Annotated in this window: 23 protein-coding genes; 17 read left to right on the forward strand and 6 right to left on the reverse strand. The window is 63.5% G+C overall.

Translation table 11 applies throughout. The features are described 5' to 3' along the window. The 8 genes from truD to VG99_RS12185 form a co-directional block, all read left to right on the forward strand. Positions 1-507 (forward strand): tRNA pseudouridine(13) synthase TruD (gene truD, locus VG99_RS12150; protein ID WP_158023966.1); only part of this gene is annotated, 507 nt, incomplete at its 5' end. Continuing rightward, a complete protein-coding gene (gene surE / locus VG99_RS12155) occupies positions 507-1,271 on the forward strand; it encodes a 5'/3'-nucleotidase SurE (RefSeq protein ID WP_044500265.1) in 765 nt (254 codons plus the stop codon). The genes truD and surE, both read left to right, overlap by 1 nt. Further along, a complete protein-coding gene (locus tag VG99_RS12160; protein WP_044500266.1) occupies positions 1,264-1,932 on the forward strand; it encodes a protein-L-isoaspartate(D-aspartate) O-methyltransferase in 669 nt (222 codons plus the stop codon). Before surE ends, VG99_RS12160 begins: the two co-directional genes overlap by 8 nt. Before the next feature lie 41 nt (positions 1,933-1,973). Beyond that, the gene (locus VG99_RS12165; RefSeq protein ID WP_044501632.1) at positions 1,974-2,867 is read left to right on the forward strand and encodes a DUF368 domain-containing protein; all 894 of its coding nucleotides are present in this window, start codon (positions 1,974-1,976) and stop codon (positions 2,865-2,867) included. 69 nt (positions 2,868-2,936) lie between these two features. Beyond that, the gene (locus VG99_RS12170; RefSeq protein ID WP_044500267.1) at positions 2,937-3,740 is read left to right on the forward strand and encodes a peptidoglycan DD-metalloendopeptidase family protein; all 804 of its coding nucleotides are present in this window, start codon (positions 2,937-2,939) and stop codon (positions 3,738-3,740) included. A 153-nt stretch (positions 3,741-3,893) separates the two neighbouring features. After that, the gene (gene rpoS, locus VG99_RS12175) at positions 3,894-4,871 is read left to right on the forward strand and encodes an RNA polymerase sigma factor RpoS (protein WP_044500271.1); all 978 of its coding nucleotides are present in this window, start codon (positions 3,894-3,896) and stop codon (positions 4,869-4,871) included. Positions 4,872-5,050: 179 nt separating this feature from the next. Continuing rightward, a complete protein-coding gene (locus tag VG99_RS12180) occupies positions 5,051-5,632 on the forward strand; it encodes a LemA family protein (RefSeq protein WP_044500273.1) in 582 nt (193 codons plus the stop codon). Continuing rightward, positions 5,629-6,552: a GIDE domain-containing protein gene (locus tag VG99_RS12185; protein ID WP_082050042.1), complete on the forward strand. Its 924-nt coding sequence runs from the start codon at positions 5,629-5,631 to the stop codon at positions 6,550-6,552. Before VG99_RS12180 ends, VG99_RS12185 begins: the two co-directional genes overlap by 4 nt. 25 nt (positions 6,553-6,577) lie before the next feature. Here the strand turns inward: VG99_RS12185 and VG99_RS12190 are convergent, their stop codons facing one another. The 3 genes from VG99_RS12190 to VG99_RS12200 form a co-directional block, all read right to left on the reverse strand. Beyond that, a complete protein-coding gene (locus VG99_RS12190) occupies positions 6,578-8,626 on the reverse strand; it encodes a putative bifunctional diguanylate cyclase/phosphodiesterase (protein WP_044500274.1) in 2,049 nt (682 codons plus the stop codon). Between the two features lie 112 nt (positions 8,627-8,738). Continuing rightward, positions 8,739-9,320, reverse strand: a complete 582-nt coding sequence (gene sodB / locus VG99_RS12195) for a superoxide dismutase [Fe] (RefSeq protein WP_044500276.1) — start codon at positions 9,318-9,320, stop codon at positions 8,739-8,741. Positions 9,321-9,485: 165 nt separating this feature from the next. After that, complete coding sequence (locus VG99_RS12200) at positions 9,486-10,097, reverse strand: LysE/ArgO family amino acid transporter (RefSeq protein ID WP_044500277.1); 612 nt, start codon at positions 10,095-10,097, stop codon at positions 9,486-9,488. Between the two features lie 92 nt (positions 10,098-10,189). On the opposite strand from VG99_RS12200, the gene VG99_RS12205 reads away from it, so the two are divergent. The 5 genes from VG99_RS12205 to VG99_RS12225 all read left to right on the forward strand — a co-directional run bounded on the left by VG99_RS12205 (position 10,190) and on the right by VG99_RS12225 (position 14,778). After that, positions 10,190-11,074, forward strand: coding sequence for a LysR family transcriptional regulator ArgP (locus VG99_RS12205; RefSeq protein ID WP_044500278.1), 885 nt, complete (start codon positions 10,190-10,192; stop codon positions 11,072-11,074). A gap of 120 nt (positions 11,075-11,194) precedes the next feature. Next, the gene (locus VG99_RS12210) at positions 11,195-12,112 is read left to right on the forward strand and encodes a coiled-coil domain-containing protein (RefSeq protein WP_052508798.1); all 918 of its coding nucleotides are present in this window, start codon (positions 11,195-11,197) and stop codon (positions 12,110-12,112) included. Continuing rightward, entirely contained in the window at positions 12,112-12,747 is a 636-nt protein-coding gene (locus VG99_RS12215; RefSeq protein ID WP_044500279.1) for an acyl carrier protein phosphodiesterase, read from the forward strand. The genes VG99_RS12210 and VG99_RS12215 overlap by 1 nt, the downstream gene beginning before the upstream one ends. A 72-nt stretch (positions 12,748-12,819) precedes the next feature. Beyond that, on the forward strand, positions 12,820-13,602 hold the full coding sequence (locus VG99_RS12220; RefSeq protein WP_044500281.1) for an oxygen-binding di-iron domain-containing protein: 783 nt from the start codon (positions 12,820-12,822) through the stop codon (positions 13,600-13,602). An 18-nt stretch (positions 13,603-13,620) separates the two neighbouring features. Next, positions 13,621-14,778, forward strand: coding sequence for a phospholipase D-like domain-containing protein (locus VG99_RS12225; RefSeq protein ID WP_044500282.1), 1,158 nt, complete (start codon positions 13,621-13,623; stop codon positions 14,776-14,778). A gap of 15 nt (positions 14,779-14,793) precedes the next feature. Here the strand turns inward: VG99_RS12225 and VG99_RS12230 are convergent, their stop codons facing one another. Continuing rightward, positions 14,794-15,921: a GGDEF domain-containing protein gene (locus VG99_RS12230; protein WP_044500284.1), complete on the reverse strand. Its 1,128-nt coding sequence runs from the start codon at positions 15,919-15,921 to the stop codon at positions 14,794-14,796. A 254-nt stretch (positions 15,922-16,175) separates the two neighbouring features. Here VG99_RS12230 and VG99_RS12235 point away from each other — a divergent pair, with 254 nt between their 5' ends. Beyond that, the gene (locus VG99_RS12235; protein ID WP_044500286.1) at positions 16,176-17,699 is read left to right on the forward strand and encodes a fumarate hydratase; all 1,524 of its coding nucleotides are present in this window, start codon (positions 16,176-16,178) and stop codon (positions 17,697-17,699) included. Positions 17,700-17,822: 123 nt separating this feature from the next. Here VG99_RS12235 and pyk read toward each other — a convergent pair whose 3' ends face one another. After that, complete coding sequence (gene pyk / locus VG99_RS12240) at positions 17,823-19,274, reverse strand: pyruvate kinase (RefSeq protein ID WP_044500287.1); 1,452 nt, start codon at positions 19,272-19,274, stop codon at positions 17,823-17,825. 103 nt (positions 19,275-19,377) lie between these two features. Here pyk and edd point away from each other — a divergent pair, with 103 nt between their 5' ends. From edd to VG99_RS12255, 3 genes are read left to right on the forward strand one after another with little or no spacing between them, the layout of a single operon-like run. Then, positions 19,378-21,210: a phosphogluconate dehydratase gene (gene edd, locus VG99_RS12245; protein WP_044500289.1), complete on the forward strand. Its 1,833-nt coding sequence runs from the start codon at positions 19,378-19,380 to the stop codon at positions 21,208-21,210. Continuing rightward, a complete protein-coding gene (gene pgl / locus VG99_RS12250) occupies positions 21,207-21,914 on the forward strand; it encodes a 6-phosphogluconolactonase (RefSeq protein WP_044500291.1) in 708 nt (235 codons plus the stop codon). The genes edd and pgl overlap by 4 nt, the downstream gene beginning before the upstream one ends. A 17-nt stretch (positions 21,915-21,931) precedes the next feature. Next, complete coding sequence (locus VG99_RS12255; protein ID WP_044500293.1) at positions 21,932-22,573, forward strand: bifunctional 4-hydroxy-2-oxoglutarate aldolase/2-dehydro-3-deoxy-phosphogluconate aldolase; 642 nt, start codon at positions 21,932-21,934, stop codon at positions 22,571-22,573. A gap of 204 nt (positions 22,574-22,777) precedes the next feature. On the opposite strand, the gene VG99_RS12260 is transcribed toward VG99_RS12255, so the two are convergent. Further along, the gene (locus VG99_RS12260; RefSeq protein WP_044500295.1) at positions 22,778-23,710 is read right to left on the reverse strand and encodes a universal stress protein; all 933 of its coding nucleotides are present in this window, start codon (positions 23,708-23,710) and stop codon (positions 22,778-22,780) included. Positions 23,711-24,054 lie beyond the last annotated feature (344 nt).

Genomic DNA, 24,054 nt, shown 5'->3' on the forward strand with positions numbered 1-24,054 from the left:
GCGCTGCCACCGGCCCGCGGCACGCGATCGCGGCTGCTATCCACCGCGCGCAGCCTGATATTCAACCGGGTATTGGCGCAGCGGGTCGAGGCGGGTAACTGGAACCAGTTGCTGGCCGGCGACTGCCTCGCTTTCACCGACAGCCGCAGCCATTTTGCCGCGGAGCGACTGGCCGCCGATGACCGCCGTTTTGCCGAACTGGATGTCCATCCTACCGGCCCGCTGTGGGGGCTGGGTGAGCTGCCGAGTACGGCGGCCACCCGGTTGCTGGAGCAGGCCGCCGCCGCGGCCGAACCGAGCCTCTGCCAATGGCTGGAAAGTGCCGGTCTTGAACAGCAGCGGCGCATCTTGCGCCTCCCCATTACCGGGCTGACGTGGCATTATCCGTCTCTGGATTGCCTTGAAATTGAATTCACCCTGCCTACCGGCTGCTTCGCTACCGCTGTGCTGCGCGAATTGCTGGTGCTGGCCGATGAGCCGGGCGGCGGACTGGAAAGTGAAACCTGATGCGTATTCTCATTGCCAATGATGATGGGGTGCTGGCGCCCGGGCTGACCGCCCTGCACGGCGCGTTGCATGATTATGCCGATTGCGTGGTGGTCGCGCCCCATGAAGACCGCAGCGGGGCGAGCAGCGCCCTGACGCTGGATAAGCCGCTGCGGCCGTTCTACCTGGACAACGGCTTTGTCGGCCTCAACGGCACGCCCACCGACTGCGTGCATCTGGGGGTCAACTCGCTGTTCGCCGACAGCGTCGACATGGTGGTGTCGGGCATCAACCTGGGGGCCAACCTGGGCGATGATGTGCTCTATTCCGGCACGGTCGCTGCCGCGCTGGAGGGGCGTTTCCTGTCCCGTCCGGCCATGGCTTTCTCCCTGGTCAGCCGCCAGACCGACAACCTGCCGGCTGCAGCGGCCATCGCCCGCAGCCTGGTGGAAGCCCATGAGCAGTTGGAGCTACCGCCGCGCACCATCCTCAACGTGAATATTCCCAACCTGCCGCTGGACCGGATCAAGGGCGTGGTATTGACCCGGCTGGGCCATCGCGAGCGCGCAGCCAAGCCGGTCAAGTGGACCGATCCGCGCGGCAAGGAAGGTTACTGGATCTCCGTCGCCGGTGATGCCGAAGACGGCGGCGAGGGTACTGATTTCAACGCGGTGATGCAGGGCTATGTCTCGGTCACGCCGCTGCGCATCGACAAGACCCACTACGAAGTGTTCGACCATCTGGATGGCTGGCTGGGCAAGTTGCGGGTACCGGGCGATGCGTGAGGATCTGTGGAAGACTGGCATTGGCATGACCTCCCAGCGCACCCGCGAACGCTTGCTGGAGCGGCTGTTCGAAGAGGGCATCCGTAATCTGCATGTGCTCGAGGCCATTCGCCGCACGCCGCGGCACCTGTTTCTCGATGAAGCCCTGGCGCACCGCGCCTATGAGGACACGGCGCTGCCGATTGGCCACAACCAGACCCTGTCGCAACCCTACATCGTGGCGCGGATGACCGAGTTGCTGCTTGGTGGCGGGCCGCTGGACAAGGTGCTGGAAGTGGGCACCGGCTCGGGCTACCAGACCGCCATTCTGGCGCAGGTAGTGGAGCGGGTCTTCACCGTGGAGCGCATCCTGCCGTTGCAGGAGCGGGCGAAGGCGGTACTGAAGGAGATCGACATCCGCAACGTGGTCTACCGCCACGCGGATGGCAATTGGGGCTGGCCCCAGTACGGACCCTACGACGCCATCCTGGTAACCGCCGCCCCGGCTGAAGTGCCGAACGAGCTGCTGGGGCAACTGTCCGAACGGGGGCGCATGGTCATTCCGGTGGGCCAGAATGAACAATTTCTTACGCTGATTACCCGCGACGGGGATCAATTCATTCGGCAGCAGGTCGAACCGGTACGGTTTGTCCCGCTGTTATCCGGAGCAATACATTCTTGAATCGCCCTGTCATCGAGCATCTGCTGATTTTCTTCAAGGGTATGGCCATGGGGGCTGCCGACGTCGTTCCCGGCGTCTCCGGCGGCACCATCGCGCTGATCGCCGGCGTCTATGAGCGCTTGCTCGCGGCCCTGGGTGCCTGCACCCCGAACAAACTGGTATGGCTTGCGCGTGGCCGCGTCAAGGAAGCCTGGCGGGCCGTCGATGGGACTTTTCTGGCGACCCTGCTGGCTGGCATCCTGACCAGCATCGCCTCCGTCGCCAGTCTCATCAGCTACCTGCTCGAAGCGCATCCGGAATTGATCTGGTCGTTCTTCTTCGGCCTGATCCTGGTCTCGGTGTACGTGGTCGGGCGGGAAGTACAGCGCTGGAACCTGGGCACCATTGCCCTGACCCTGGGGGCCGCGGCCTTTGCCTATCTGCTCACCAGCGCCGGGGCCCTGCAATGGCCGGCAACCTTGCCCATGGTCTTCCTGGCCGGCGCGATTGCCATCTGCGCGATGATTCTGCCGGGCATATCCGGTAGTTTCATCCTGGTGTTGCTGGGTCTCTATGCCACTGTTCTCGGGGCGGTCAGGTCCTTCGATCTGACCCTGCTGACAGTCTTCGCCCTGGGGTGTCTGGCCGGCATGCTGAGTTTTTCGCGGCTGGTGTCCTGGTTGCTGCTGCATGCCCGCAGTGCCACCATGGCCGTGGCGACCGGTCTGCTGATCGGTTCCCTGAACAAGGTCTGGCCGTGGAAGCAAACGCTGACCTGGCGCCAGAACAGCCATGGGGCAATGGAGCCCATGCAACAGGCCAACCTGTTGCCGGCCAACTACGAAGCGTTGACCGGCGCCCCGTCCCACTGGCTTGGCGGCCTGGCACTCATGGCCTCTGCCGTGGTACTGGTACTGGGGTTGGAATGGATTGGCCAACGCATGCGCCGGATCTGACCGGCCGTGGAACATACCGACCTGCGCTCAATATGGGGGATCATCGTGCCGCAATGGAGCTTCAGCAGCATGGCTTTACCTGCAGTACTGCTTCTGGCATCGCTGCTGACTGCCTGCGCCGGTCCTTCGGGCACTGTGCCGATCGATGACCGCAGCCGTGGTGGTCACCGCACCCCCCAGGTAACGTCCGGCAGCCACATCGTCCAGCGCGGTGAAACCCTGTATCAGATTGCCTTCCGGTATGGTTGGGACTGGAAGGAGTTGGCGGCCAAGAACCGCCTGCGCCAGCCTTATACCATCTACCCCGGTCAACGCATTAACCTGGATACCGGCCGCGCCGTTGCCCGCGCGCCGGCGCAGCCAGCGCCGGCAACACCGCCCCGCGCAGCCCCGTCGGCAGCGGTCAAGTCGACGCCCGCAGCTATTCCTGCGCCGGTGAAAAGTACTGCCCAGACACAACCTGTTACAAAAACGCCTGCAACTACGGCGGCCCCAGCGGCTCTTACCGGTTGGAAATGGCCAGCACAGGGCCCGTTGATTGCGCGGTTCCAATCGAACGGCAGTTTGAATAAAGGGATTGATATTGCCGGTGAATTGGGTCAGCCTGTGGTGGCTGCGGCAAATGGCTCGGTGGTGTACGCAGGGCGGGGATTGTTGGGCTATGGTGACATGATCATCATCAAGCACGGCGATGATTTCCTCAGTGCCTATGCCCACAACAGCCGATTGCTGGTTAAGGAAGGAGAGCAAGTCAGGGTCGGGCAGAAAATCGCGGAGATGGGGAGCAGTGGGACCGACAGGGTCAAACTGCATTTCGAAATTCGACGTCGCGGTCAGCCTGTAGACCCTCTCGGTTATCTGCCCAAACTGTAAACTTGGTTGTCTCTTGGCTTCCAGGAAAATCGCAGGGAGCACTGGATTGGCGGAGCGGGGATGCCAATCCCGGCGATAGTCAGCGGAGGCTGACACGCACCGGATCGCTTAATGCCATCCGTTCGTGTTTCGACTGAAGATGGGGCTGCATAAATGGCTGTTAATAATAATGCGCCTGATGATCTGGAGATCCTGGATCAGATCAGGCCGGACGAACCTGACGCTGCGGACGAACCTGACCGCGTGCGGGTCGCTACTCCTCGCAACCACAAACGTGAAAACGCGTTTGAATTTACCCGGCAGCTTGATGCCACCCAGATGTACCTCAACGAGATCGGTTTCTCGCCCCTCCTCACACCCGAGGAAGAGGTCTACTTCGCCCGCCTGGCGTTGAAGGGCGATGAAGCCGGCCGCAAGCGGATGATTGAAAGCAACCTGCGGCTGGTCGTCAAGATCGCCCGGCGCTACGTCAACCGCGGACTGACCCTGCTGGATCTGATCGAAGAGGGTAACCTCGGGCTGATCCGGGCGGTGGAAAAGTTCGACCCGGAGCGAGGCTTCCGCTTCTCGACCTACGCGACCTGGTGGATCCGCCAGACCATCGAGCGGGCCATCATGAACCAGACCCGCACGATTCGCCTGCCGATTCATGTGGTGAAGGAACTGAACATCTATCTGCGGGCGGCTCGCGAGCTGGCGCAGAAACTCGATCACGAACCCACCCCTGAAGAAATTGCGCAGCTGCTCGATCGCCCCGTCGAGGACGTCAAGCGCATGCTCGGGTTGAACGAGCGGGTCGCCTCGATCGATGTCTCCCTGGGGCCGGATTCCGACAAGACCCTGCTCGACACGCTGGCCGACGATATGGCCGAGGACCCCTGCGAACGCCTGCAGAACGAGGACCTCAACACCAGTATCGATACCTGGCTGGGTGAGCTGAGCGAGAAGCAGCGGGAAGTGGTTACCCGTCGCTTCGGTCTGCGCGGCCATGAAAGCAGCACACTGGAAGAAGTCGGCCGGGAAATCGGCCTGACCCGCGAGCGGGTACGGCAGATCCAGGTTGAAGCGCTCAAGCGGCTGCGCGAGATTTTCGAGCAGCACGGGCTGAGCAGCGAGTCGCTGTTCCAGTAATCTCAGGTCGCCTACTCGCGGCCATCCGCAGCCCCGGGCACCCACAAGGTCCCGGGGCGTTGCGTTTCCCCAGCTGGCTCAAGCCGAATCTGCTTGTCCCGCTCCCGTATTGCGTCCTCCCCATTCTGTGCGAAGATAACTCCGGCTGTGGCGAACAGCATGAACAAGGAGAGCACTGAATGGACTGGACCCATGTTCCGACGCTGCTGATCGTGGCAGCGCTGGTAATCCTGTTGATCTACGGGGTTACGCTTTACAACCAGCTGGTGAATATCAAACACGGGGTGAGCCGCGCCTGGGCCAATATCGATGTGCTGCTGCGCCAGCGCCACGATGAGCTGCCCAAGCTGGTGGAAGCCTGCCGGCAGTACATGCAGTATGAACAGGCCACCCTGGAGCAGGTCATCAGTGCCCGCAATGCGGTCGGTCAGGCCCGTGATCGTGCCGACCTCAAGCGCCTGGGGCAGGCTGAGACCGCACTGCGCAGCGGCCTTGGCCAGTTGTTCGCGCTGGCCGAGGGCTACCCGCAACTGCAGGCCAGCGATTCCTTCCAGCATCTGCAGCAGCGCATCTCCGGCCTGGAGAGCGGCATCGCCGACCGCCGCGAGCTGTATAACGCGGCGGTGAACATCAACAACGTGCGCATCGAACAGTTTCCCGATGTGCTGATTGCGCGGCTGTTTTCCTTTGGGCCTGCGGAGTTGCTGCAGTTTAGCGAAGCAGAAAAAGCTGACGTGGACCTTCGCCAGCTGTTTTCATGATCGACCTGCACGGGGCTCTCCTCGTCTCCCGGGGCGCGCATGCGTTCCTGACCGGCGCCAGCTCCCTGCTGGCGCTATGGCTGCTGTATCGCATGTTCAGCCGATTGCGACGCGCCCGCTGGGTAGAAGATACGCCCACCTCCAAGATACGCTCTGCGGCTCAGGGTCTGGTCGAGCTGGTCGGCCAGGTGGAGGCGGGCGGTCACCCGCCCTTGGTCTCGCCCCTCGCCGGCCATCCCTGTCTCTGGTATCGCTTTACCGTGGAGGAGCTGCAACGTCGGGGGCGCAACACGGAATGGCGCACGATCGAGCGCGGCAGCTCGGACCGACCCTTCCTGTTGCGTGACGACACTGGCACTTGCCGGATCCAACCCGGCGCCGCGGAGGTTCATCCCCGGCGGCGGCGCCGCTGGGAGGGCAATCAGCGTCGCCCCCTGGGCCAGCGGGCTCCGACGGGTGTGCTCGGTCTGCTCGGGCGCCGTTACCGCTATACCGAGGAGTGGTTGCAGGAGGACGATCAACTCTACGCCCTGGGCTGGTTCGAAAGCCGCGGCGGCGGCCGTGATGCCAGGGCGCCTGAGGCGTTGGCGCGGCGGATCATCAGCGATTGGAAGGCCGACTATCCGAGTCTGCTGGCGCGCTTTGACCGTAACGCCGACGGTCAGCTCGACGCGGTAGAATGGGAACGGGTCCGCGCCGCGGCGGCGGTCGAAGCCCAGCAGCAGATGCGCCGCGAGAGTACGCAGCCCGTGGTGCATACCCTGGCCAGGCCGCCGCACAAAGGGCTGCCCTTTCTGCTATCCGATCACCATGAGGAAGACCTCGGCCGCAGGTTGCGGCGCCAATCGGGCTGGAGCATGGCGGGGATGATCGTTGCCGGGGCTGTCGCCGGTTGGCTGTGGTTGGCCCTATTGCGCTGATTCATTACAGGGCGCCCACGCGGAATCAAGCCTGGTGGTGCTGACGCTCGTAGTTGTCGATCCAGCCGGTCAATGCGGCAGCGGTCAGTGGCGGGCTGTAGAAATAACCTTGCCCCGCATCGCAGCCCTCCTGGCTCAGATAGGCCTGCTGTTCCGCCAGCTCCACCCCTTCGGCAATGACTTGCATGCCGAGGTTGTGCCCCAGCTGGATAATGACCCGCACTATGGTGCGATCATCGGGGTCGGTCAGCAGGTCACCGGTGAAGCTCTTGTCGATCTTGATCTTGTCCAGCGGCAGTCGGCGCAGATAACTCAGGGACGAGTAGCCAGTGCCGAAATCGTCCAGGGCGATATACACGCCAATGCTTTTCAGCTTGTGCAGATGTCGGGCGGCCGCATGGATGTCTTCCATCAGGCCGGTTTCGGTGACTTCCAGCTCGAGGCTGTCGCGCGGTAGATCGTAGCGTTGCAGCACCTGTGTGACCATTTCTGTCAGGTCGGGGTGGTGCAACTGGACCGTGGACAGGTTGACCGACATGCGCAGTTGGGTGCGGCCAGCGTCCTGCCACTGACGCAGCTGGCGGCAGGCCTGATCCAGTACCCATTCGCCGATGGGGATAATGGCGCCGCTCTGTTCGGCCAGGGGAATGAACAGGTCCGGGGGAATCAGGCCGCGCTCCGGATGGTGCCAGCGCAGCAGCGCCTCGACACCCAGTACCCGATGGTCGGTCAGGCTGATCTGGGGCTGATAGACCAGGTGAAACTCGTTGCGCAGCAGGGCGTTGCGCAGGCTCGCCGCGAGCTGGCGGCGCTCACGCATTTCACTGTCGACGCTGGCAATGTAGAACTGATAGCGATTACGCGAGCGGGCCTTGGCCAGCATCATGGTCTGCTCGGCCTTCTGCAACAGCTTGCCCGCATCCAGGCCATCGTCCGGAAACAGGGTGATGCCGATAGTGGCGCCGGTGGTGACCTGGTGTCCCCCGACCGGGAACGGCAGGGCCAGCTCATCCAGCAGTTGCTGGGCCAGTTCGGCAACGTCATAGGGCTCGTCTACATCGGCCACGATCAGGGCGAACTGATCGCCGCCCAGGCGCGCGACGCTGACCAGGCGGGCGCTGTGCGACTGCAGTCGCTCGGCCACTGCGACCAGGATGCCGTCGCCGGCCTGATAGCCGAACTTGTCGTTGATCTCCTTGAAGTCGTCGAGCCCGCAGCACAGCACCGCAACGCCGCGCTGGCGGCGCTTGGCATCGGCGAGCACGCGCACCAGTTGCTCCAGCAGCAGGCCGCGGTTGGGCAAGCCGGTGAGCTGATCATGGCGGGCCATATGGCGCAGGCTGGCTTCGGCTTCGTGGCGCTGATCGCGGTTGCGCTCGATGGCCTCCAGCAGGGCATTGACCTTGGTGATCCATAACCCCAGCTCGTTGCGTTCCTGACCGGGGAGCATCGGAATCATCATCTTGCCGGGCAGGTCTGGGTTGATGCTCGCGGTATGCTCGATGATGCGTGCCAGCGGCCGGGTAAGTAGAACGTGGTAAATCAGATAGAGCGCACCGGCCATCGCCAGGGCGCGGAGCAGTCCGGACGCCAGGATGATCAGCGAATAGCGGAGAAAGGTCTGGCCATAGGGGGCCGTCTCCAGCGTCAGCTGCAATTCGCCGTAGTATTCGTTGTAGGGCTCGCGGCCCCGCAGGGGTGTGCTGAAACTCTGCTCGACACCGAACAGCAGGTCAGTGAGGACACGGTAGGGTGGGGTGCTGAGCGGGCGTTCGCGACTGGCCAGGGGCTCCTCGCCGGGATGGCCGATGGCGGCGAAGTGCACGGCGGGGTTGGCAAACAGGCCTTCAATGACCTGGGTGGCCATTTCCTTGTCCAGACTGAAGATCGCCTGGCTCGCCGGATCGCGGAACATTGCCAGAATCTGGGTGGCATCCTGCCGGATGGCTTCTCGCTCAAGACGCAGGTCGAACAGGATCTGCGCCAGACTCAGCGCCATGCCTGCCAACAATGCCCACAGCAACACCAGTTTCAACAGCTTGATGGAAAGACTGTGTCGGCGGTCCACTTTCAACGCGCGTCTTCCTTTTTCGTTGTTTACCGCATCATGCATCCCTAACTGACGCGGCGCAACAGCCCAAGACAAAACACCCCGCACAGGGCGGGGTGTTTTTGCTACATCAGGCTCAGGCGGCGAAATTCTTCGCTACAAAGTCCCAGTTGACCAGGTTCCAGAACGCCTCGACGTACTTCGGACGGGCGTTGCGGTAGTCGATGTAGTAGGCGTGTTCCCAGACGTCACAGGTCAGCAGCGGAGTGTCGCCGGAGGTGATCGGGTTGCCGGCGCCAATGGTGCTGGCCAGGGCCAGGGAACCGTCGGGCTTCTTCACCAGCCAGCCCCAACCGGAGCCGAAGGTGCCGATGGAAACCTTGCTGAACTCTTCCTTGAATGCGTCGAAGGAACCGAACGCCTTGGTGATGGCCTCGGCCAGTTCGCCGGTGGGCTCGCCGCCGCCGTTGGGGCTCAGGCAGTTCCAGTAGAAGGTGTGGTTCCAGACCTGGGCTGCGTTGTTGAACACACCGCCGCTGGAGGTCTTGATGATCTCTTCCAGGCTCTTGCTTTCGTAGTCGGTGCCGGCGATCAGGTTGTTCAGGTTGACCACGTAGGTGTTGTGGTGCTTGTCGTGGTGGTATTCCAGGGTCTCGGCGGAGATGTGCGGCTGGAGGGCGGTCTTCTCATAGGGAAGTGCGGGCAATTCGAAAGGCATGGTCTCTCTCCATCTTCAGGTTATCGGGGTCGGTTCGGTATTGCGCAAGCCTGGCCGGAATCTCCACTTGCCAGTCAATCACAGGTGCCGCCCCTGTTCTCAATGCAGCGAAGATCATAGCATTCTGCGCCCGGGCTAGCCATGCCGCAGGCGGCCGGTGCGCATTCATGAGGGCCAGGCCAGCGACCAGGCGACCCGCAGCATCATGGCCGCCACGCCCAGATCGATCAGTCTCCAGGTCAGGGGGCGCTGCAGCAGCGGAGCGAGCCGGGCAGCGCCCAGAGCCAGGCTGAGAAACCACAGCACCGAGGCGCTGGCCGCGCCCAGGGCAAACAGCCCCGGTTGGCTCTGCTGCGCGCCGACCGAGCCGATCAGTACCAGGGTGTCGAGATAGACATGGGGATTGAGCAGCGTGACCGCCAAGGTGTTCAGTAGCACGGCTGCGCGCGATCGCGCTGGTCGGTCCGCGTCCATCCCGGCCAGGCTCTGCCGGCCCAGCGCGCGGCGCAGCGCCAGGGCCGCGTAACAGGTCAGGAAGAGGATGCCGCCCCAGCGGGTCAACTCCATGGCCACAGGCTGTTGCTGCAGCAACGATGCCAGGCCAAAGGTGCCCGCGGTGATCAGCAGGGCATCGCAGCTCATGCAGACCAGCGCGGCGCTGAGGTGATGCTCACGTCGCAGGCCCTGGGCCAGGACAAAGGCGTTCTGCGCGCCGATTGCCATGATCAGGCCGGCGGCGATCAGCAAACCGTTGAGGTAACTATCAAAGCCCAGCATGTGAAGGGTTCCAAGACGGGGAAAGCTGGCAGTCTGCCCAGCAATTCTTTATAAGAGAAACCAATAATGCTGATGGGTCATAAGGTTTTTTCATGCTGGACTACAAATTACTTCTGGCTCTGGCTGCCGTAGTGGAAGAGGGCGGGTTCGAGCGGGCGGCGCGGGTGCTGGGCCTGTCCCAGTCGGCGGTCTCCCAGCGCATCAAGCTCCTGGAGTCCCGGGCGGGTGCGCCGGTACTGATGCGGGTTACCCCGCCCGTCCCTACGGACACCGGTAAGCGGCTGCTCAACCATGTGCAGCAGGTGCGCTTGCTGGAGCGGGATCTGCAGCGCGACGTACCGCTGGGCGAAGGGGAAGATGCCAACCCACGGCTGCGGGTGGCGCTGAACGCCGACAGCCTGGCAACCTGGTGGGCCGGGGCAGTGGCCGATCTGTGCCGGGAGGAGAACCTGCTGCTGGAGTTGCTGGTCGATGATCAGGACGTGGTGCTGCGCCGCATGCGCGATGGTGAAGTGGCAGGTTGTGTCTGTGCCACCGAGCAGCCGGTGGCCGGCGCGCGGTCTTTGCCGCTGGGCGCGATGCGCTACCTTGCCGTGGCCAGCCCGGTGTTCATCGATCGTCATTTTGCCGCTGGCGTCAGCCAGGCGGCATTACAGCGGGCGCCGGCCATCGTCTTCGGTCCCGATGACCGGCTGCAGCACCGATTCCTGGAAAGGTGCGGCTTCAGCGAGAGTTTCCCCCATCATTTATGCCCGTCGTCGGAAGGCTTTGTGCGACTGATCGACGCGGGAATGGGCTGGGGACTGGTGCCAGCCCTGCAGATCAGGGCGGAGCTCGCCAGCGGCCGGTTGCGGGAAATCCTGCCCGGCAGGTATGTGGAAGTCCCGCTGTACTGGCATTACTGGCGCAATGGCGGGCGCCTGCTGGAAGCGCTGACTCGCCAGTTGGCAGCAAAGGTGCTGCAGGGGCGGCCCTGAGCACCTGGGCGCCATGGGTGGTCAGTCCGCCATTGAGCGCGCAGAATAGGCCGCGGGCCGGCCAGGGGAGTATTGGTACACCCGCCGGGCTCAAGACCAGGGGTAATAACAGGGGATTGTATGGTTGATCATGATATCCGGGACCTGCCGGGGATCCGCGTAACCGAGGATGATCGGGTAACCACCCAGCCCTCGGGGGTGCGCGCCCTGCGGGAACCACCGCCCCGGCGCCAGCGTAACGGGGCGCTCTGGGCGGTCTGCCTGACGTTGCTGATCGCGCTGGTGGGGCTCGGTTACTGGAGTCATCAGCAGCAGACCCGCTTGCAGCGTCAGTTGGTGGCCACCCAGGAAAGCTTCGCGCGGATCAGCGAGGAGGCCGCCGGTCGCCTGCAGGACATCAGCGGCAAGGTCATTGCCACCGAATCCACCCTCAGCCAGGGCGAGCGGGACCGCATTGCGCAGCTCCGCAAGCTGGAACAGCAGGTCGAGCAGCTCGCCGCGGCATTGCAGACCCAGCAATCCCAGCAGCAGGCGCTTGAACAGCAGCAACAGGCGCTGCAGAGCGGCTTGCGCGGGCTGGCACCGGTACAGCAGGCCAGCGAAGCCCAGGCGCAGCAATTGGCGGCCCTGGATGAGCTGGTCCGGACCCTCGGCGAACAGGGGCAGGCGCAGCAGCAGGCACTGGCCGAGTTGCGTGAGCAGGCGCAGTCGGCCAGCGAGTCCCAGGCGGCACTGCGCACCGAGCTGGCGGCGGCCGATCAGCGACTGGAAGCGCTGGCGCAGCTGGAACAGCAACTGGCAGCGCAGGATACCCAGCTGGCACGCCAGCGCGGGGAGCTGGAAGCCCTGCTCGAAGCCGCGCCCGGCGCCAGCGTGGAGCAGGAGATGCTGGTGCTGCGCACCGAGCTGGACCAGCGGTTGATGAGCGTCGAGGACACGCTGAAGGCAGTCGACAGCTTCCGCGTGCAGACCAATCGCAATATTTCCACGCTGCGCAACCAGATCGCCAACCTGCAACAGCAGATCGACCAGCGCTGATGAATTTTCTCGCGCACCTGCACCTGGGGCCGCATGACCCGCAAATGGCCCTGGGCGGCTTGCTGGGTGACTTCGTCAAAGGCTCGGTGGCGACCATGGACCTGCCGGATTCGGTGCGCCAGGGCATCTGGCTGCACCGGCGCATCGACGCCTTTACCGATCAACACCCGCTGGTGCTGCGCAGCAAGGCGCGGGTCAGCGATGACCGGCGGCGCTACGCCGGTATCATGGTCGACATGTTCTACGATCATCTGCTGGTGCGTCACTGGGGCCGATTTGCCGATCAACCCCTGGCACTGTTTACCGCGCAGATGTATCAGGCGGTGCTGGATCAGCAGGCGCTGATGCCGGAGCGGGCGAGGGCCGTGCTGGTACGGATGGCCCGGGAAGACTGGTTGGGCAGCTACGCTGAACTGCAGAGCCTGCACCTGGCGCTGAACAATATGGCCCGCCGGCTGCGGCCCGGTAACCGCCTGCCCGGAGCGGTCGCTGAGCTGGAAGCGCATTACCCGCATTTTGAGGCGGATTTCCTGCGATTCATGCCCGAGGTGATCGACTTTGCCGATGCCCAGGCGGCAGCGCTCAGGGCGTCGGCGGATTGGCATGAACTGCTGAACACCAGCGCTGGAGTTTGATTCACGTCAGTACCTGGTCTGGCCGTCTCGCTTATAAAGGCCGCCCGAGCATAGTCATGACAAGGAGTTCACATGTCGAGTACCCCCAGGGTGCTGTTTGATAATGGTGCCCACCGGGTGCTGTGTTTCGATCAGCTGGTGAGCGGCGATGGCGTACAGTCCAACCAGTTTCTGATCATCGACCACGACCAGCACGCCCTGCTCGATCCGGGTGGAGACCTGACCTACATGCCGTTGTCGCTCGCGGTCAGCCAGCATATCCCCCTGCGCGAGCTGACCTATGTGTTCGCCTCGCACCAGGACCCCGACATCATTGCCTCGCTGGACAAGTGGTTCCTGCATACCCGCTGCAAAGTGGTGTGCTCCAAGCTGTGGGCGCGCTTTCTCCCCCATCTGTCCGCCGCTTTCCTGACCAAGGCTTCGGGCATGAGTACCACCGAGCGGATGATCGCGGTGCCCGACCGGGGGCAGGATATCCCGCTGGGCCAGTGCGTGATCAAGGCGCTGCCGGCGCACTTCCTGCATTCAGTAGGCAACCTGCAGTTCTACGATCCGGTGAGCGGCATCCTGTTTTCCGGGGACATGGGCGCGTCCCTGGTCGATGATGCCGAGCCGGTGACCCACTTCGCCACCCATGTGCCGACCATGGAGGGCTTCCACCGGCGCTACATGGCGGGTAACAAGGCCTGCCGCCTGTGGGCCAACATGATTCGCCAGCTGCAGCCGGAGATGATAGTGCCGCAACATGGTCGGCCATTTGTCGGGGCTGCTATGATCAAGGAGTTTCTCGATTGGATCAGCCAGCTCGAGTGCGGCATGGATCTGATGGAGCAGGACGATTACCGCATACCTTGAGCCCTGAGACCCTGAAGCATGGTTAAACCGATCTATCCCTGGCGTGAAGGCAATACCTTTGAACTCCTGATGGACGGTCACCGTTTCTTTCCGCGGATGTTGCAGGCCATGGAGCAGGCCCGCAACAGCATCGACATCCAGCTCTATCTGGTGGAATCCGGACGCAGCCTCCAGCAGGTCACTGACATCCTGCTGCGGGCGGTGGCCCGCGGCGTGCAGGTGCGCTGCCGTTTCGACAGCCTCGGCAGTCGTGAGCTGACCGATGCCGACCGTGATCTGCTGACCCGCGGTGGCGTGGAGCTGCGCTTCTATAATCCGCTGAACCTGTGGGGCGGCCGCTCCAACCTGCACCGTGACCACCGCAAGCTGGTGATTATCGACCAGCGCAACGTGTTCATCGGGGGCACCGGCTTTACCGATGATTTCTGCATCCCCGGCCCCGAAGGCCACTGCCTCTGGCATGAGCAGATGCTCGAGGTGCAGGGGCCGGTGGTCGCCGACTGGGTAGAGGTGTTCGAACAGCAGTGGCAGGCGACCGAGCGGCGCAGCGGTCGCCCGCCGGGACGCCTGCGACGGGTGCGCCTGCCGCCCCATCCGCCCACGGCGGACGGCCTGGCGCGGGTGTCGTTGACCGATGGCCTGACCCATCGGGAACTGGTCCAGGCGCTGCTGGCGAACATCGGCCGGGCGCGGCAGCAGGTATGGCTGGCGACGCCGTATTTCGCGCCCACCAGACGCATCCACCGGGCGCTGATGGAGGCGGCCCGGCGGGGGGTGGATGTACGGCTGCTGCTGTGCGGGGAAATTACCGATCACCCGGCAGTCCGCTACGCCGGTCAGCGCTACTACAAGCGGCTGCTGGCGGCGGGGGTGCGTATTTTCGAGTACCAGCCGCGCTTCCTGCACCTGAAAACCGTGCTGGTGGATGACTGGGTCAGCCTCGGTTCATCGAATTTCGACCATTGGACCCTGCACTGGAATCTGGAAGCCAACCAGAACATTATCGACCGCGGCATGACCCGCGCGGTGGAGGAGAGCTTCGTTGCCGACTTCGCCGAGTCCAGGGAATGGACCTTGGACGACTGGCTGGCGCTGCCCTGGTATCACCGGCTGAAAATCAGTCTCTGGGGCGTGGTCAATCGGGCGGTGGTGTCCGGGCTGGATGTCCGGCGCTGACACCACTGCCCGGGCTCAGGCATAGGCGTCCTGGTGGGTCTGGCTGCTGTTGCGGCCGCCTGCCTTGGCGCGGTACAGGGCTTCGTCAGCCTGGCTGATGCGCAGCTCGAGATTGTCTTCGGGATGAACCAGGCAAAGTCCGGCGGACAGCGTGCAGAAGACGTCCTCCGGCAGCGAGGGAAAGGCCGTGCGCGCCAGGCTGAGGCGGATCCGCTCCACGCAGTGATGCAGTGTCGGCAAATCGCAATTGCTCAGTAGCAGAACGAATTCCTCACCGCCGAAGCGGGCCACCATGTCTTCGCCCCGCAGGTTGGCGCGGGCAATCCGGGCGAAACCCTGCAGCACCTCATCACCGGCGGAATGGCCGTAGAGGTCATTGATACGTTTGAAGTGGTCGAGGTCGATCAAGGCCAACCCCAACGTCTGGCCGCTGTGCTGCAGGGTCATGCGCCGCTGTGCCTCGTCCAGGAAGTGGCGGCGGTTGGGCAAACCGGTCAGCGAGTCGGTGGTGGCCAGGCTATGCAGCTGATCCATCATGCTGCGCAGCGATTGCTGGTGTTGCTTGAGGGTGCTGTGGCGCTGCTGCAGGCGTTCGCGCAGCTCGCGGATATAACTGCCGAGGATGATCAGCCACACCATGAAGCAGGCCAGTACGAACCATTCCAGCAGGGCGAAGGACAGGGTCTGCGGGTAGATTTCCAGGTGCTGGTTGAGAAAAATGAGTACCCCATAACAGGCCAGCGCGAGGGCCGCGTGGACAAGATAGGCCACACGGGACAACTGAAATACCCCGAACAGCAGGATCAGGCAGTAGGCAACCAGCACGGTGCCACGAATCGGACCGACCAGCGCCAGCAGATAGGTCTGCAACAACAGCGCAACGATGATCTGCGGGCTGGTCAGGCTGGGGTCCTTGAACCGCAGATTGAAGCCGGTACGGAACATGATGAAGAAGACCGTCTGGGTGGCCACCCCGAATACATAATGGCTCATGGCCATGGCAAAGCTGCCGATATAAGCCCCCGTTGCCCAGGTCACCGCAATCACCACATAGGTAATTCCGTAAATCAGCTGGGCCAGGTAAAAGCGCTGCAAGCGCAGCGCTTGATCACGAGCCTGTTGGTCGAAATCCCTTTCAGTCATCTCTTCTACTTGTGTAGTGGCTTACTGGCATCACTCTAGCGCCCTCGATTTGGTTTGCCCAGCCTTTTGTCTCGATATAGCGCAAAGCTATCAGCTGAACGGCTGACCCGGCTTCGCAAGCTCGGGTATACTTTGTCGCCTGCTTTCATCAGCCGGGATCTACGGCCCGGCCAAGCATTCCGTGAATCTGGTCGCATTGCCTTGCCTGGCGAGATGCTGCGGCCAGCCAGCCTATTAGAGGAGCCTGCCCGAGAATGGCCGTTATCAAGCAAGATGATCTGATCCAGAGCGTTGCCGATGCGCTGCAATATATCTCCTACTACCATCCCGTAGACTTCATCCAGGCGGTGCATGAAGCCTATCAGCGCGAAGAGTCTCCGGCAGCGCGTGACGCCATGGCGCAGATTCTGATCAACTCGCGCATGTGCGCCACCGGCCACCGGCCCATCTGCCAGGACACCGGTATCGTTACCGTCTTCGTCAAGGTCGGTATGAACGTCCGTTGGGACGGCGCCACCATGGGCATCGACGACATGATCAACGAGGGCGTACGTCGCGCCTACCAGCTTCCCGACAACGTGCTGCGTGCCTCCATCCTGGCCGATCCGGCCGGCAAGCGGACCAACACCAAGGACAATACCCCGGCGGTGATCCACTACCAGTTGGTACCCGGGGACACCGTCGAGTTCCATGTGGCGGCCAAGGGTGGCGGTTCCGAGAACAAGTCGAAGATGGTCATGCTCAACCCGTCCGACTCCATCGTCGACTGGGTGGTCAACACTGTCCCGACCATGGGTGCTGGCTGGTGTCCGCCGGGCATGCTCGGGATCGGTATTGGCGGGACGGCGGAAAAGGCCGCAGTGCTGGCCAAGGAATCCCTGATGGACCCGATCGATATCCATGAGCTGCGTCAGCGTGGCCCGCAGAACCGGGTCGAGGAGCTGCGCCTGGAGATCATGGACAAGGTCAACGCACTGGGCATCGGCGCCCAGGGCCTGGGCGGCCTGACCACGGTGCTGGACATCAAGATCAAGGACTATCCGACCCACGCCGCCAGCCTGCCGGTGTGCATGATCCCCAACTGCGCCGCTACCCGTCACGCGCACTTCGTGCTCGACGGCAGCGGCCCGGCCGAACTGGCACCGCCGCCCATGGATGCCTACCCGGACATCACCTGGGAAGTGGGTACCGGCGTGCGCCGCGCCAACCTGGACACCCTGACCCCGGAAGAAGTGCAGACCTGGAAAACCGGCGAAACCGTGCTGCTGTCGGGCAAGATGCTGACCGGCCGCGATGCCGCGCACAAGCGCATGGTCGACATGCTGAACAAGGGTGAGGAGCTGCCGGTCGATCTGAAGGGCCGCTTCATCTACTACGTTGGCCCGGTTGATCCGGTGCGTGACGAAGTGGTTGGACCGGCTGGCCCGACTACCGCCACGCGCATGGACAAGTTCACTCGCCAGATTCTCGAGCAGACCGGCCTGCTGGGCATGATCGGCAAGTCGGAGCGCGGCCCGATTGCCATCGAGGCGATCCGGGACAACAAGGCAGTGTATTTGATGGCCGTGGGTGGCGCTGCTTACCTGGTATCCCAGGCCGTCAAGAAAGCCAAGGTGCTGGCCTTCCCGGAACTGGGCATGGAAGCGATCTACGAGTTCGACGTGCAGGATATGCCGGTGACCGTCGCGGTCGACAGCAGCGGTGAATCGGTACACATCACCGGCCCGCAGATCTGGAAACAGAAGATCGCCGACAGCCTCGCGGTAGAAGTGCAGTAAGGCAGCCCTCGGCTGCCAGCGGTAAGCGACAAAAAGCCGGCAGGGTGGTCTCGAGTTTCCGAGCCACCCTGCCGGCTTTTGCTTTACAACTTCCAGCTTTCAGCTTTCAGCTTTCAGCTGCTCTTAGACCAGCTGTTCACCCACGTGCAGCAGCTTCATCGAGTTGGTGCCGCCCTGGGAGTTGTAGACATCCCCCTTGGTCAGTACTACCCAATCCCCTGATTTGACCAGCCCCAGCTCCAGCAGCTTGTTCACCGCATGCTGGTTCACTTCGCCTGCCGGTACGTCGGCCGGGTTGAAGGCGATACTCTGCACCCCGCGCATCAAGGCCACCCGGCCCAGGGTCTGGGTGTTGGGTGACAGGGCGTAGATCGGCAGGTGGGAACGGATGCGCGACATGATCAGCGGGGTGTACCCGCTCTCGGTCAGGGTGATGACTGCCGTCACATGAGGGAAGTGGTTGGCTGCGTACATGGCGGCCAGGGCGATGGTTTCATCGCAGCGCTCGAACTCCATGTGCAGGCGGTGACCGGACAGCTGGCTGGTCGGGTTCTTCTCCGCGCCGCGGCAGATGCGATCCATGGCGGCCACGGTTTCCACCGGGAAGTCACCGGCGGCGGTCTCGCCCGAGAGCATCACCGCATCGGTGTAGTCCAGAGCGGCGTTGGCTACGTCAGACACCTCGGCACGGGTTGGCAGCGGGCTGCTGATCATCGACTCCATCATCTGGGTCGCGGTGATCACGGTCTTGTTCTTGCGCCGGGCGCGGGCAATGATGATCTTCTGGATGCCCACCAGCTCGGCATCGCCAATCTCCACGCCCAGGTCGCCACGGGCCACCATCACGCTGTCACTGGCCTCGATCAGGCCATCCAGCGCGGCTTCGTCAGCTACCGCTTCGGCCCGTTCGATCTTGGCCACCAGCCAGGCCTGGGAGCCGGCATCCACCAGCAACTGGCGTGCCTGGTCCATGTCCTTGGCGTCGCGGGGGAAGGAGACGGCGACGTATTCCATTTGCAATTCGGCGGCCAGCAGAATGTCGGCACGGTCCTTGTCGGTCAGCGCCGCGGCGGACAGGCCGCCACCCCGGCGGTTGATGCCCTTGTGGTTGGACAGCGCGCCGCCGGCCGTCACGGTGCATTCGGCTTCATCAGCGGTAATGGTATCGATCCGCAGCACGATACGGCCATCATCGAGCAGCAGCTCGTCGCCAGCGTGGCAGTCGGATACCAGTTCCGGATAGTCGATACCGACCACCTCCTGGTTGCCCTCATCCAGCGGGTGGCTGGTGGACAGCCGGAACTTGTCGCCGACATCCAGGTGGATCTTGCCTTCCTTGAAGCGGGCGATGCGGATCTTCGGACCCTGCAGGTCGCCCAGCAGGGCGACGTGGGTGCCCTGTTGCGCGGCAATCTCGCGTACCAGTTGCGCCCGGGCGCGGTGCTCATCATGGGTGCCGTGGGAGAAGTTCAGGCGGGCGACGTTCATCCCGGCCTTGATCAGGGCTTCAATGCGTTCGGGCGTGGTGCTGGCCGGCCCGAGGGTGGCGACGATCTTGGTACGACGCAGGGTCATGAATGTTTTCCCTTCAGTTACATTTCAGTGGCTTACAATAGATCATACGCTCTATGTATGACAGGCAGAAGCCGCCATGACACTGGTCTGACAGGAGAAACGCATGCACCCCCGGGTTATCGAGGTTACCGAGCAGCTGGCTTCACGCAGCCGGCTGTCGCGGGCTGCCTATCTTGAGCAGATGGCCGCCGCAGCGGCGCGTCCCCGTGGTCGCCGGGACCTGTCCTGCAGCAACTTTGCCCATGGCATGGCAGGTTGCTCGGCGCTGGACAAGGACCGCCTGCGCATGGTGGATGAGGTCAATATCGGCATGGTGACAGCCTACAACGACATGCTGTCGGCCCATCAGCCCTACGAAACCTTTCCCGCGCAGATCCGGGCAGCGCTGCGCGCCGTCGGGGCCACCGGGCAGGTGGCCGGCGGGGTGCCGGCGATGTGTGATGGCGTGACGCAGGGCGAGCCGGGGATGGAGTTGTCGCTGATCAGCCGCGACGTGATCGCCATGGGCACGGCGATCGCCCTGTCCCACAATATGTTCGACGCGGCCCTGTGCCTGGGCATCTGCGACAAGATCGTGCCGGGCCTGCTGATGGGCGCGCTGCGGTTCGGCTATCTGCCGGTGCTGTTCGTGCCCGCCGGGCCGATGCCCTCAGGCCTGCCCAACAGCGAAAAGGCCAAGGTGCGCCAGCGTTACGCCGAAGGGCTGGCAACGCGGGAAGAACTGCTCGACGCCGAGAGCAAGGCCTATCATTCCCCCGGCACCTGTACTTTCTATGGCACCGCCAACACCAACCAGCTGCTGCTCGAGGCCATGGGCCTGCAATTGCCCGGCGCGTCCTTCATCAACCCGGGCACGCCGCTGCGCGATGCCCTGACCGTGCATGTGGCGGAACAGGCGGCGCGGCTGGCGCGGGCCGGGGAGGGCAGCATGGCCTCCATTCTCGATGAGCGCGCACTGGTCAACGCCCTGGTCATGCTGCTGGCCACCGGTGGCTCGACCAACCTGACCCTGCACCTGATTGCCATCGGCCAATGCGCCGGCCTGCAACTGAACTGGACCGACATGGCCATGCTGTCGGAGGTTGTGCCGACGCTGGCGCGCATTTACCCCAACGGCCAGGCCGACGTGAATCACTTCCAGGCCGCCGGGGGCAGCGCCTATCTGTTCGCCCAACTGCTGGAGGCCGGCCTGCTACATGCCGACGTGAACACCATCGCCGGCGCGGGTCTCGATCACTATACCCGGGAGCCGCGGTTGATCGACGGCCGTCTGGTCTGGCGGGACGGCCCCCAGGCCAGCCTGGATGAGAGCATCCTGCGCAGCCGCCACAACCCGTTCAGCGCCGATGGCGGGCTGCGGTTGCTGCAAGGCAACCTCGGCCGCAGCGTCATCAAGGTCTCCGCCGTACAACCCGAGCACTGGACCATCAGCGCACCCTGCCGGGTGTTCGACACCCAGGAAGACTTCGTTGCCGCCTTCCAGAACAATGAATTCCAGCAGGATGTAATCGCGGTGGTGCGCTTCCAGGGGCCGGCAGCCAATGGCATGCCGGAGCTGCATAAGCTTACCCCCTACCTCGGCGTACTGCAGGATCGCGGGTTGCGCGTGGCGCTGGTGACCGACGGCCGGATGTCCGGCGCCTCCGGCAAGGTGCCGGCCGCGATTCACCTGAGCCCCGAGGCGGACCGCGGCGGTCCCATCGCGCGGTTGCGTGACGGCGATCTGTTGGAACTGGGTGCGGTCAGCGGCACTCTGCAGGTACGGGGCGAACCCAACGAATGGCAGAACCGGGCGCCGGCGACGCATGCCGAGCCGACCCGGCGCGGCTGGGGCCGGGAGCTGTTTGCCTTTACCCGGGCGACCGCCAGCGCCGCCGAGCAGGGCGCCAGCTGCTTTACTGAGAGTCTGATCCAGGCTGATGGAGGTGCACTATGACAGCGGAACAACTGGCTCGAGCGCAGCAGCTCGACTGGCATGGCAGCGACGACGCTGACCAGCAGGCCGAAGTGGTGGCCCGTTATATTCTTGCCCAGCTGCGCGACGCCATCGACCAGCGCGGCCAGGCGAGTCTGGCCTTGTCCGGTGGTCGCGGCCCGGAGCGTTTTCTCCGGCGGCTGGACCAGGCGGAGATCGACTGGGACAAGGTCACCATCACCCAGGTGGATGAGCGCTGGGTACCGCCGGCACATGAGCAGAGCAATGCCGGGCTGATTCAGCGCTGCATGCCCCAGGCGCTGACGCAGGCGACCTGGCTACCCATGTATCAGGGCAAATCCCTGCAGGCCGATGCGCATTATTGCCACTCCCTGCTGGCGCCGCTGCAGCCCCTGGATGTGGTGGTGCTCGGCATGGGGCCGGACGGGCACACGGCTTCGCTGTTCCCGCATATGCCGAACCTGGCCGAGCACTTGTCCGAACAGACCCAGGACCTGTGCATTGCGGTGCCGGAGGAGGGGGAGCGCCTGGCCCGTTTGAGCATGACCGCCGCGGTGATCAATCGCGCCCGGTGCAAACTGCTGGTGCTCAATGGCGAGGATAAGCAGGCCCAACTGGCCACCGCACTGGACACCGGGGATGCCCTCAAGCTGCCCATCGCCGCTTTTCTGACGCCTCCCATGGCTATCTTCTACAGCCCTTGAGGCATACGGAACCCTGAATGAGATTGACTGAAAACACCCAGACCCTCAAACGCATCTTCACCGGTCAACGTATCCTGCCGGTGCTGAGCATCCAGCGTGAAGAGGACGTATTGCCCCTGGCGGACGCCCTGGCCGCCGGTGGGGTGACCAATCTGGAAATCACCCTGCGCACGCCCGTGGCGTTGGTGGCTATCCGCCTGCTTACTACCCAACGGCCGGAGCTCTGCGTCGGTGCTGGTACCGTCCTCGATGGTCGACAGTTCCAGTCGGTGCTGGATGCCGGGGCACAGTTTGTCGTCAGCCCCGGGTCGACCCAGGAGCTGTTGACCCTGGGGCTGGACAGTCCGGTCCCGCTGTTGCCGGGCATCGCTACTGCCTCGGAAATCATGATGGGGTATCGCCTGGGTTATCGCCATTTCAAGCTGTTCCCCGCCGCGGTCTGCGGCGGTGTCGCCTTGCTGCGCGCCTTTGCCGGTCCCTTCCATGATGTGCAGTTCTGCCCCACTGGGGGCATCACGCCCCAGACACTGCCGGATTACCTGGCGCTGGATAACGTCGTGGCGACGGGGGGTACCTGGATGGCGCCCACGGAGATGGTGAAAGTGGGGGATTGGGCGGGGATTACGCGATTGTGCAAAGAGTTTGCCGGCACGGTTTGAACGGCGACAAGAACGTGAGCGGGAAGCGTTGATCGTTGCACCCAAGCTCGCGGGCGCGTTCGGGTACCACCTACAGCGGACCGTCGGTTGCCAGGGATAGCAACCGCGAGCTACAGGGACGTACTTGCTGCGTGTCCGCTGTAGGCGGTACCCGAATGCGCGAACTCCGAAACCTACCCCGATCAACGTTTCCCTGACGCACCATCAGGCCGGCTTCGACGGATCCACAAACCCATCCGGCTTGACGATCAGCACATCGCACGGCACTTCATCCAGCAGGCGCTCGGCGGTATGGCCAACCAGGGCGCTATCCAGGCGCGAACGGGAAATGGCGCCCATGATCAGCAGATCGATACCCTGTTGGGCGATGAACTCCGGAATCGCCTGTTCCGGATAACCCTTCAACAGGTGCAGTTCGTTAGCCGCCACGCCGGCCTGGACGGCGAATGCGCGCAGTGCCTGGTCGTGATGTTGCTGCACCTCGGCGGCGTACCCATCGTAATCCGCGACCAGGCCGGTATCGAAGGCCAGGGTATGGGGCAGGGGGTTGTAGCAGTGGATGGTCTGCACCTGGGCACCGGTGGCGGCAGCCAGAGCCCGGCCGGTGGCCAGCAATTTGTAGTCCAGGGCCGCGGGCTTGTCGGCTTCGTGCAACGGGTCGACACTGACACCGATGGCGCGTACCGCGTTGTCTGCCTGTTTCACCAGCCACAGCGGCACCGGGCAATGGCGGATCAGGAACCAGTCGGTGTTGGTCAGGACCAGGCGCTTGAGCAGGTTGTGGTGATGGGTGGTCTTCAGTACCAGATCCGGCTGCTGCTCATGGATGGCCCGCAGGATATGGTGCTCGTAGCGCTTGCCCCAGACCGCCGTGGTATTGACGATACGGCCCCGGGCGCGCAGCGGGTCGGCGTAGCGCTCCAGGCGCTCCTCCCGGTGGCCCAGCAGGGTATGGCGGGCCTTGGCCAGACTGTCACGATTGAAAATGCCGCCGTCCAAGGCGGGGATATAGTCCACCAGAAACAGGGTGAAGCGGGCCTGGGGGTATTGGTCAGCCAGCTGTTCAGCCCGATGCAGACAGGGTTGGTCGGCGTCGCTGGTGGGGTCGATGACCACCAAGATATGTTCGATATTCATGGCGTTATGCAGCTCTCCCGGTCTTGATGGAAACCAGCTTAGGTGACTTCCTGGAGTATAGCCCTGATCCAGATCAACTCTGGATCCATCCATTCGGCGGTATCGAACAGTGAGTGCTTGGCCTGCGACCGCGGCTGGTTTATTCTCTTCTCCACCTCCAGGGACGAGCCGGCGCAAGGAAGCCACATGATGCGCTCAACCATTCTGCACGGTGTTGCTGTCTATATGCCCAAGACGATGCCTACCGTCCAGCTGATGCTGGGGCGGCATATATTCGTCCGCCGAGACGGCGCCTCGCACGGTATACATGAATGTCCCGCAGGGACGGAAGAATTCCAGGCTCT

Source organism: Pseudomonas saudimassiliensis (genome assembly GCF_000939975.1).
GTDB lineage: Bacteria > Pseudomonadota > Gammaproteobacteria > Pseudomonadales > Pseudomonadaceae > Halopseudomonas > Halopseudomonas saudimassiliensis.

Coding starts and splice junctions, on each gene's coding strand:
- surE (WP_044500265.1), top strand. CDS start 507: ATGCGTATTCTCATTGCCAATGATGATGGGGTGCTGGCGCCCGGGCTG.
- VG99_RS12160 (WP_044500266.1), top strand. CDS start 1,264: ATGCGTGAGGATCTGTGGAAGACTGGCATTGGCATGACCTCCCAGCGC.
- VG99_RS12165 (WP_044501632.1), top strand. CDS start 1,974: ATGGCCATGGGGGCTGCCGACGTCGTTCCCGGCGTCTCCGGCGGCACC.
- VG99_RS12170 (WP_044500267.1), top strand. CDS start 2,937: ATGGCTTTACCTGCAGTACTGCTTCTGGCATCGCTGCTGACTGCCTGC.
- rpoS (WP_044500271.1), top strand. CDS start 3,894: ATGGCTGTTAATAATAATGCGCCTGATGATCTGGAGATCCTGGATCAG.
- VG99_RS12180 (WP_044500273.1), top strand. CDS start 5,051: ATGGACTGGACCCATGTTCCGACGCTGCTGATCGTGGCAGCGCTGGTA.
- VG99_RS12185 (WP_082050042.1), top strand. CDS start 5,629: ATGATCGACCTGCACGGGGCTCTCCTCGTCTCCCGGGGCGCGCATGCG.
- sodB (WP_044500276.1), bottom strand. CDS start 9,320: ATGCCTTTCGAATTGCCCGCACTTCCCTATGAGAAGACCGCCCTCCAG.
- VG99_RS12200 (WP_044500277.1), bottom strand. CDS start 10,097: ATGCTGGGCTTTGATAGTTACCTCAACGGTTTGCTGATCGCCGCCGGC.
- VG99_RS12205 (WP_044500278.1), top strand. CDS start 10,190: ATGCTGGACTACAAATTACTTCTGGCTCTGGCTGCCGTAGTGGAAGAG.
- VG99_RS12210 (WP_052508798.1), top strand. CDS start 11,195: ATGGTTGATCATGATATCCGGGACCTGCCGGGGATCCGCGTAACCGAG.
- VG99_RS12215 (WP_044500279.1), top strand. CDS start 12,112: ATGAATTTTCTCGCGCACCTGCACCTGGGGCCGCATGACCCGCAAATG.
- VG99_RS12220 (WP_044500281.1), top strand. CDS start 12,820: ATGTCGAGTACCCCCAGGGTGCTGTTTGATAATGGTGCCCACCGGGTG.
- VG99_RS12225 (WP_044500282.1), top strand. CDS start 13,621: ATGGTTAAACCGATCTATCCCTGGCGTGAAGGCAATACCTTTGAACTC.
- VG99_RS12230 (WP_044500284.1), bottom strand. CDS start 15,921: ATGACTGAAAGGGATTTCGACCAACAGGCTCGTGATCAAGCGCTGCGC.
- VG99_RS12235 (WP_044500286.1), top strand. CDS start 16,176: ATGGCCGTTATCAAGCAAGATGATCTGATCCAGAGCGTTGCCGATGCG.
- pyk (WP_044500287.1), bottom strand. CDS start 19,274: ATGACCCTGCGTCGTACCAAGATCGTCGCCACCCTCGGGCCGGCCAGC.
- edd (WP_044500289.1), top strand. CDS start 19,378: ATGCACCCCCGGGTTATCGAGGTTACCGAGCAGCTGGCTTCACGCAGC.
- pgl (WP_044500291.1), top strand. CDS start 21,207: ATGACAGCGGAACAACTGGCTCGAGCGCAGCAGCTCGACTGGCATGGC.
- VG99_RS12255 (WP_044500293.1), top strand. CDS start 21,932: ATGAGATTGACTGAAAACACCCAGACCCTCAAACGCATCTTCACCGGT.
- VG99_RS12260 (WP_044500295.1), bottom strand. CDS start 23,710: ATGAATATCGAACATATCTTGGTGGTCATCGACCCCACCAGCGACGCC.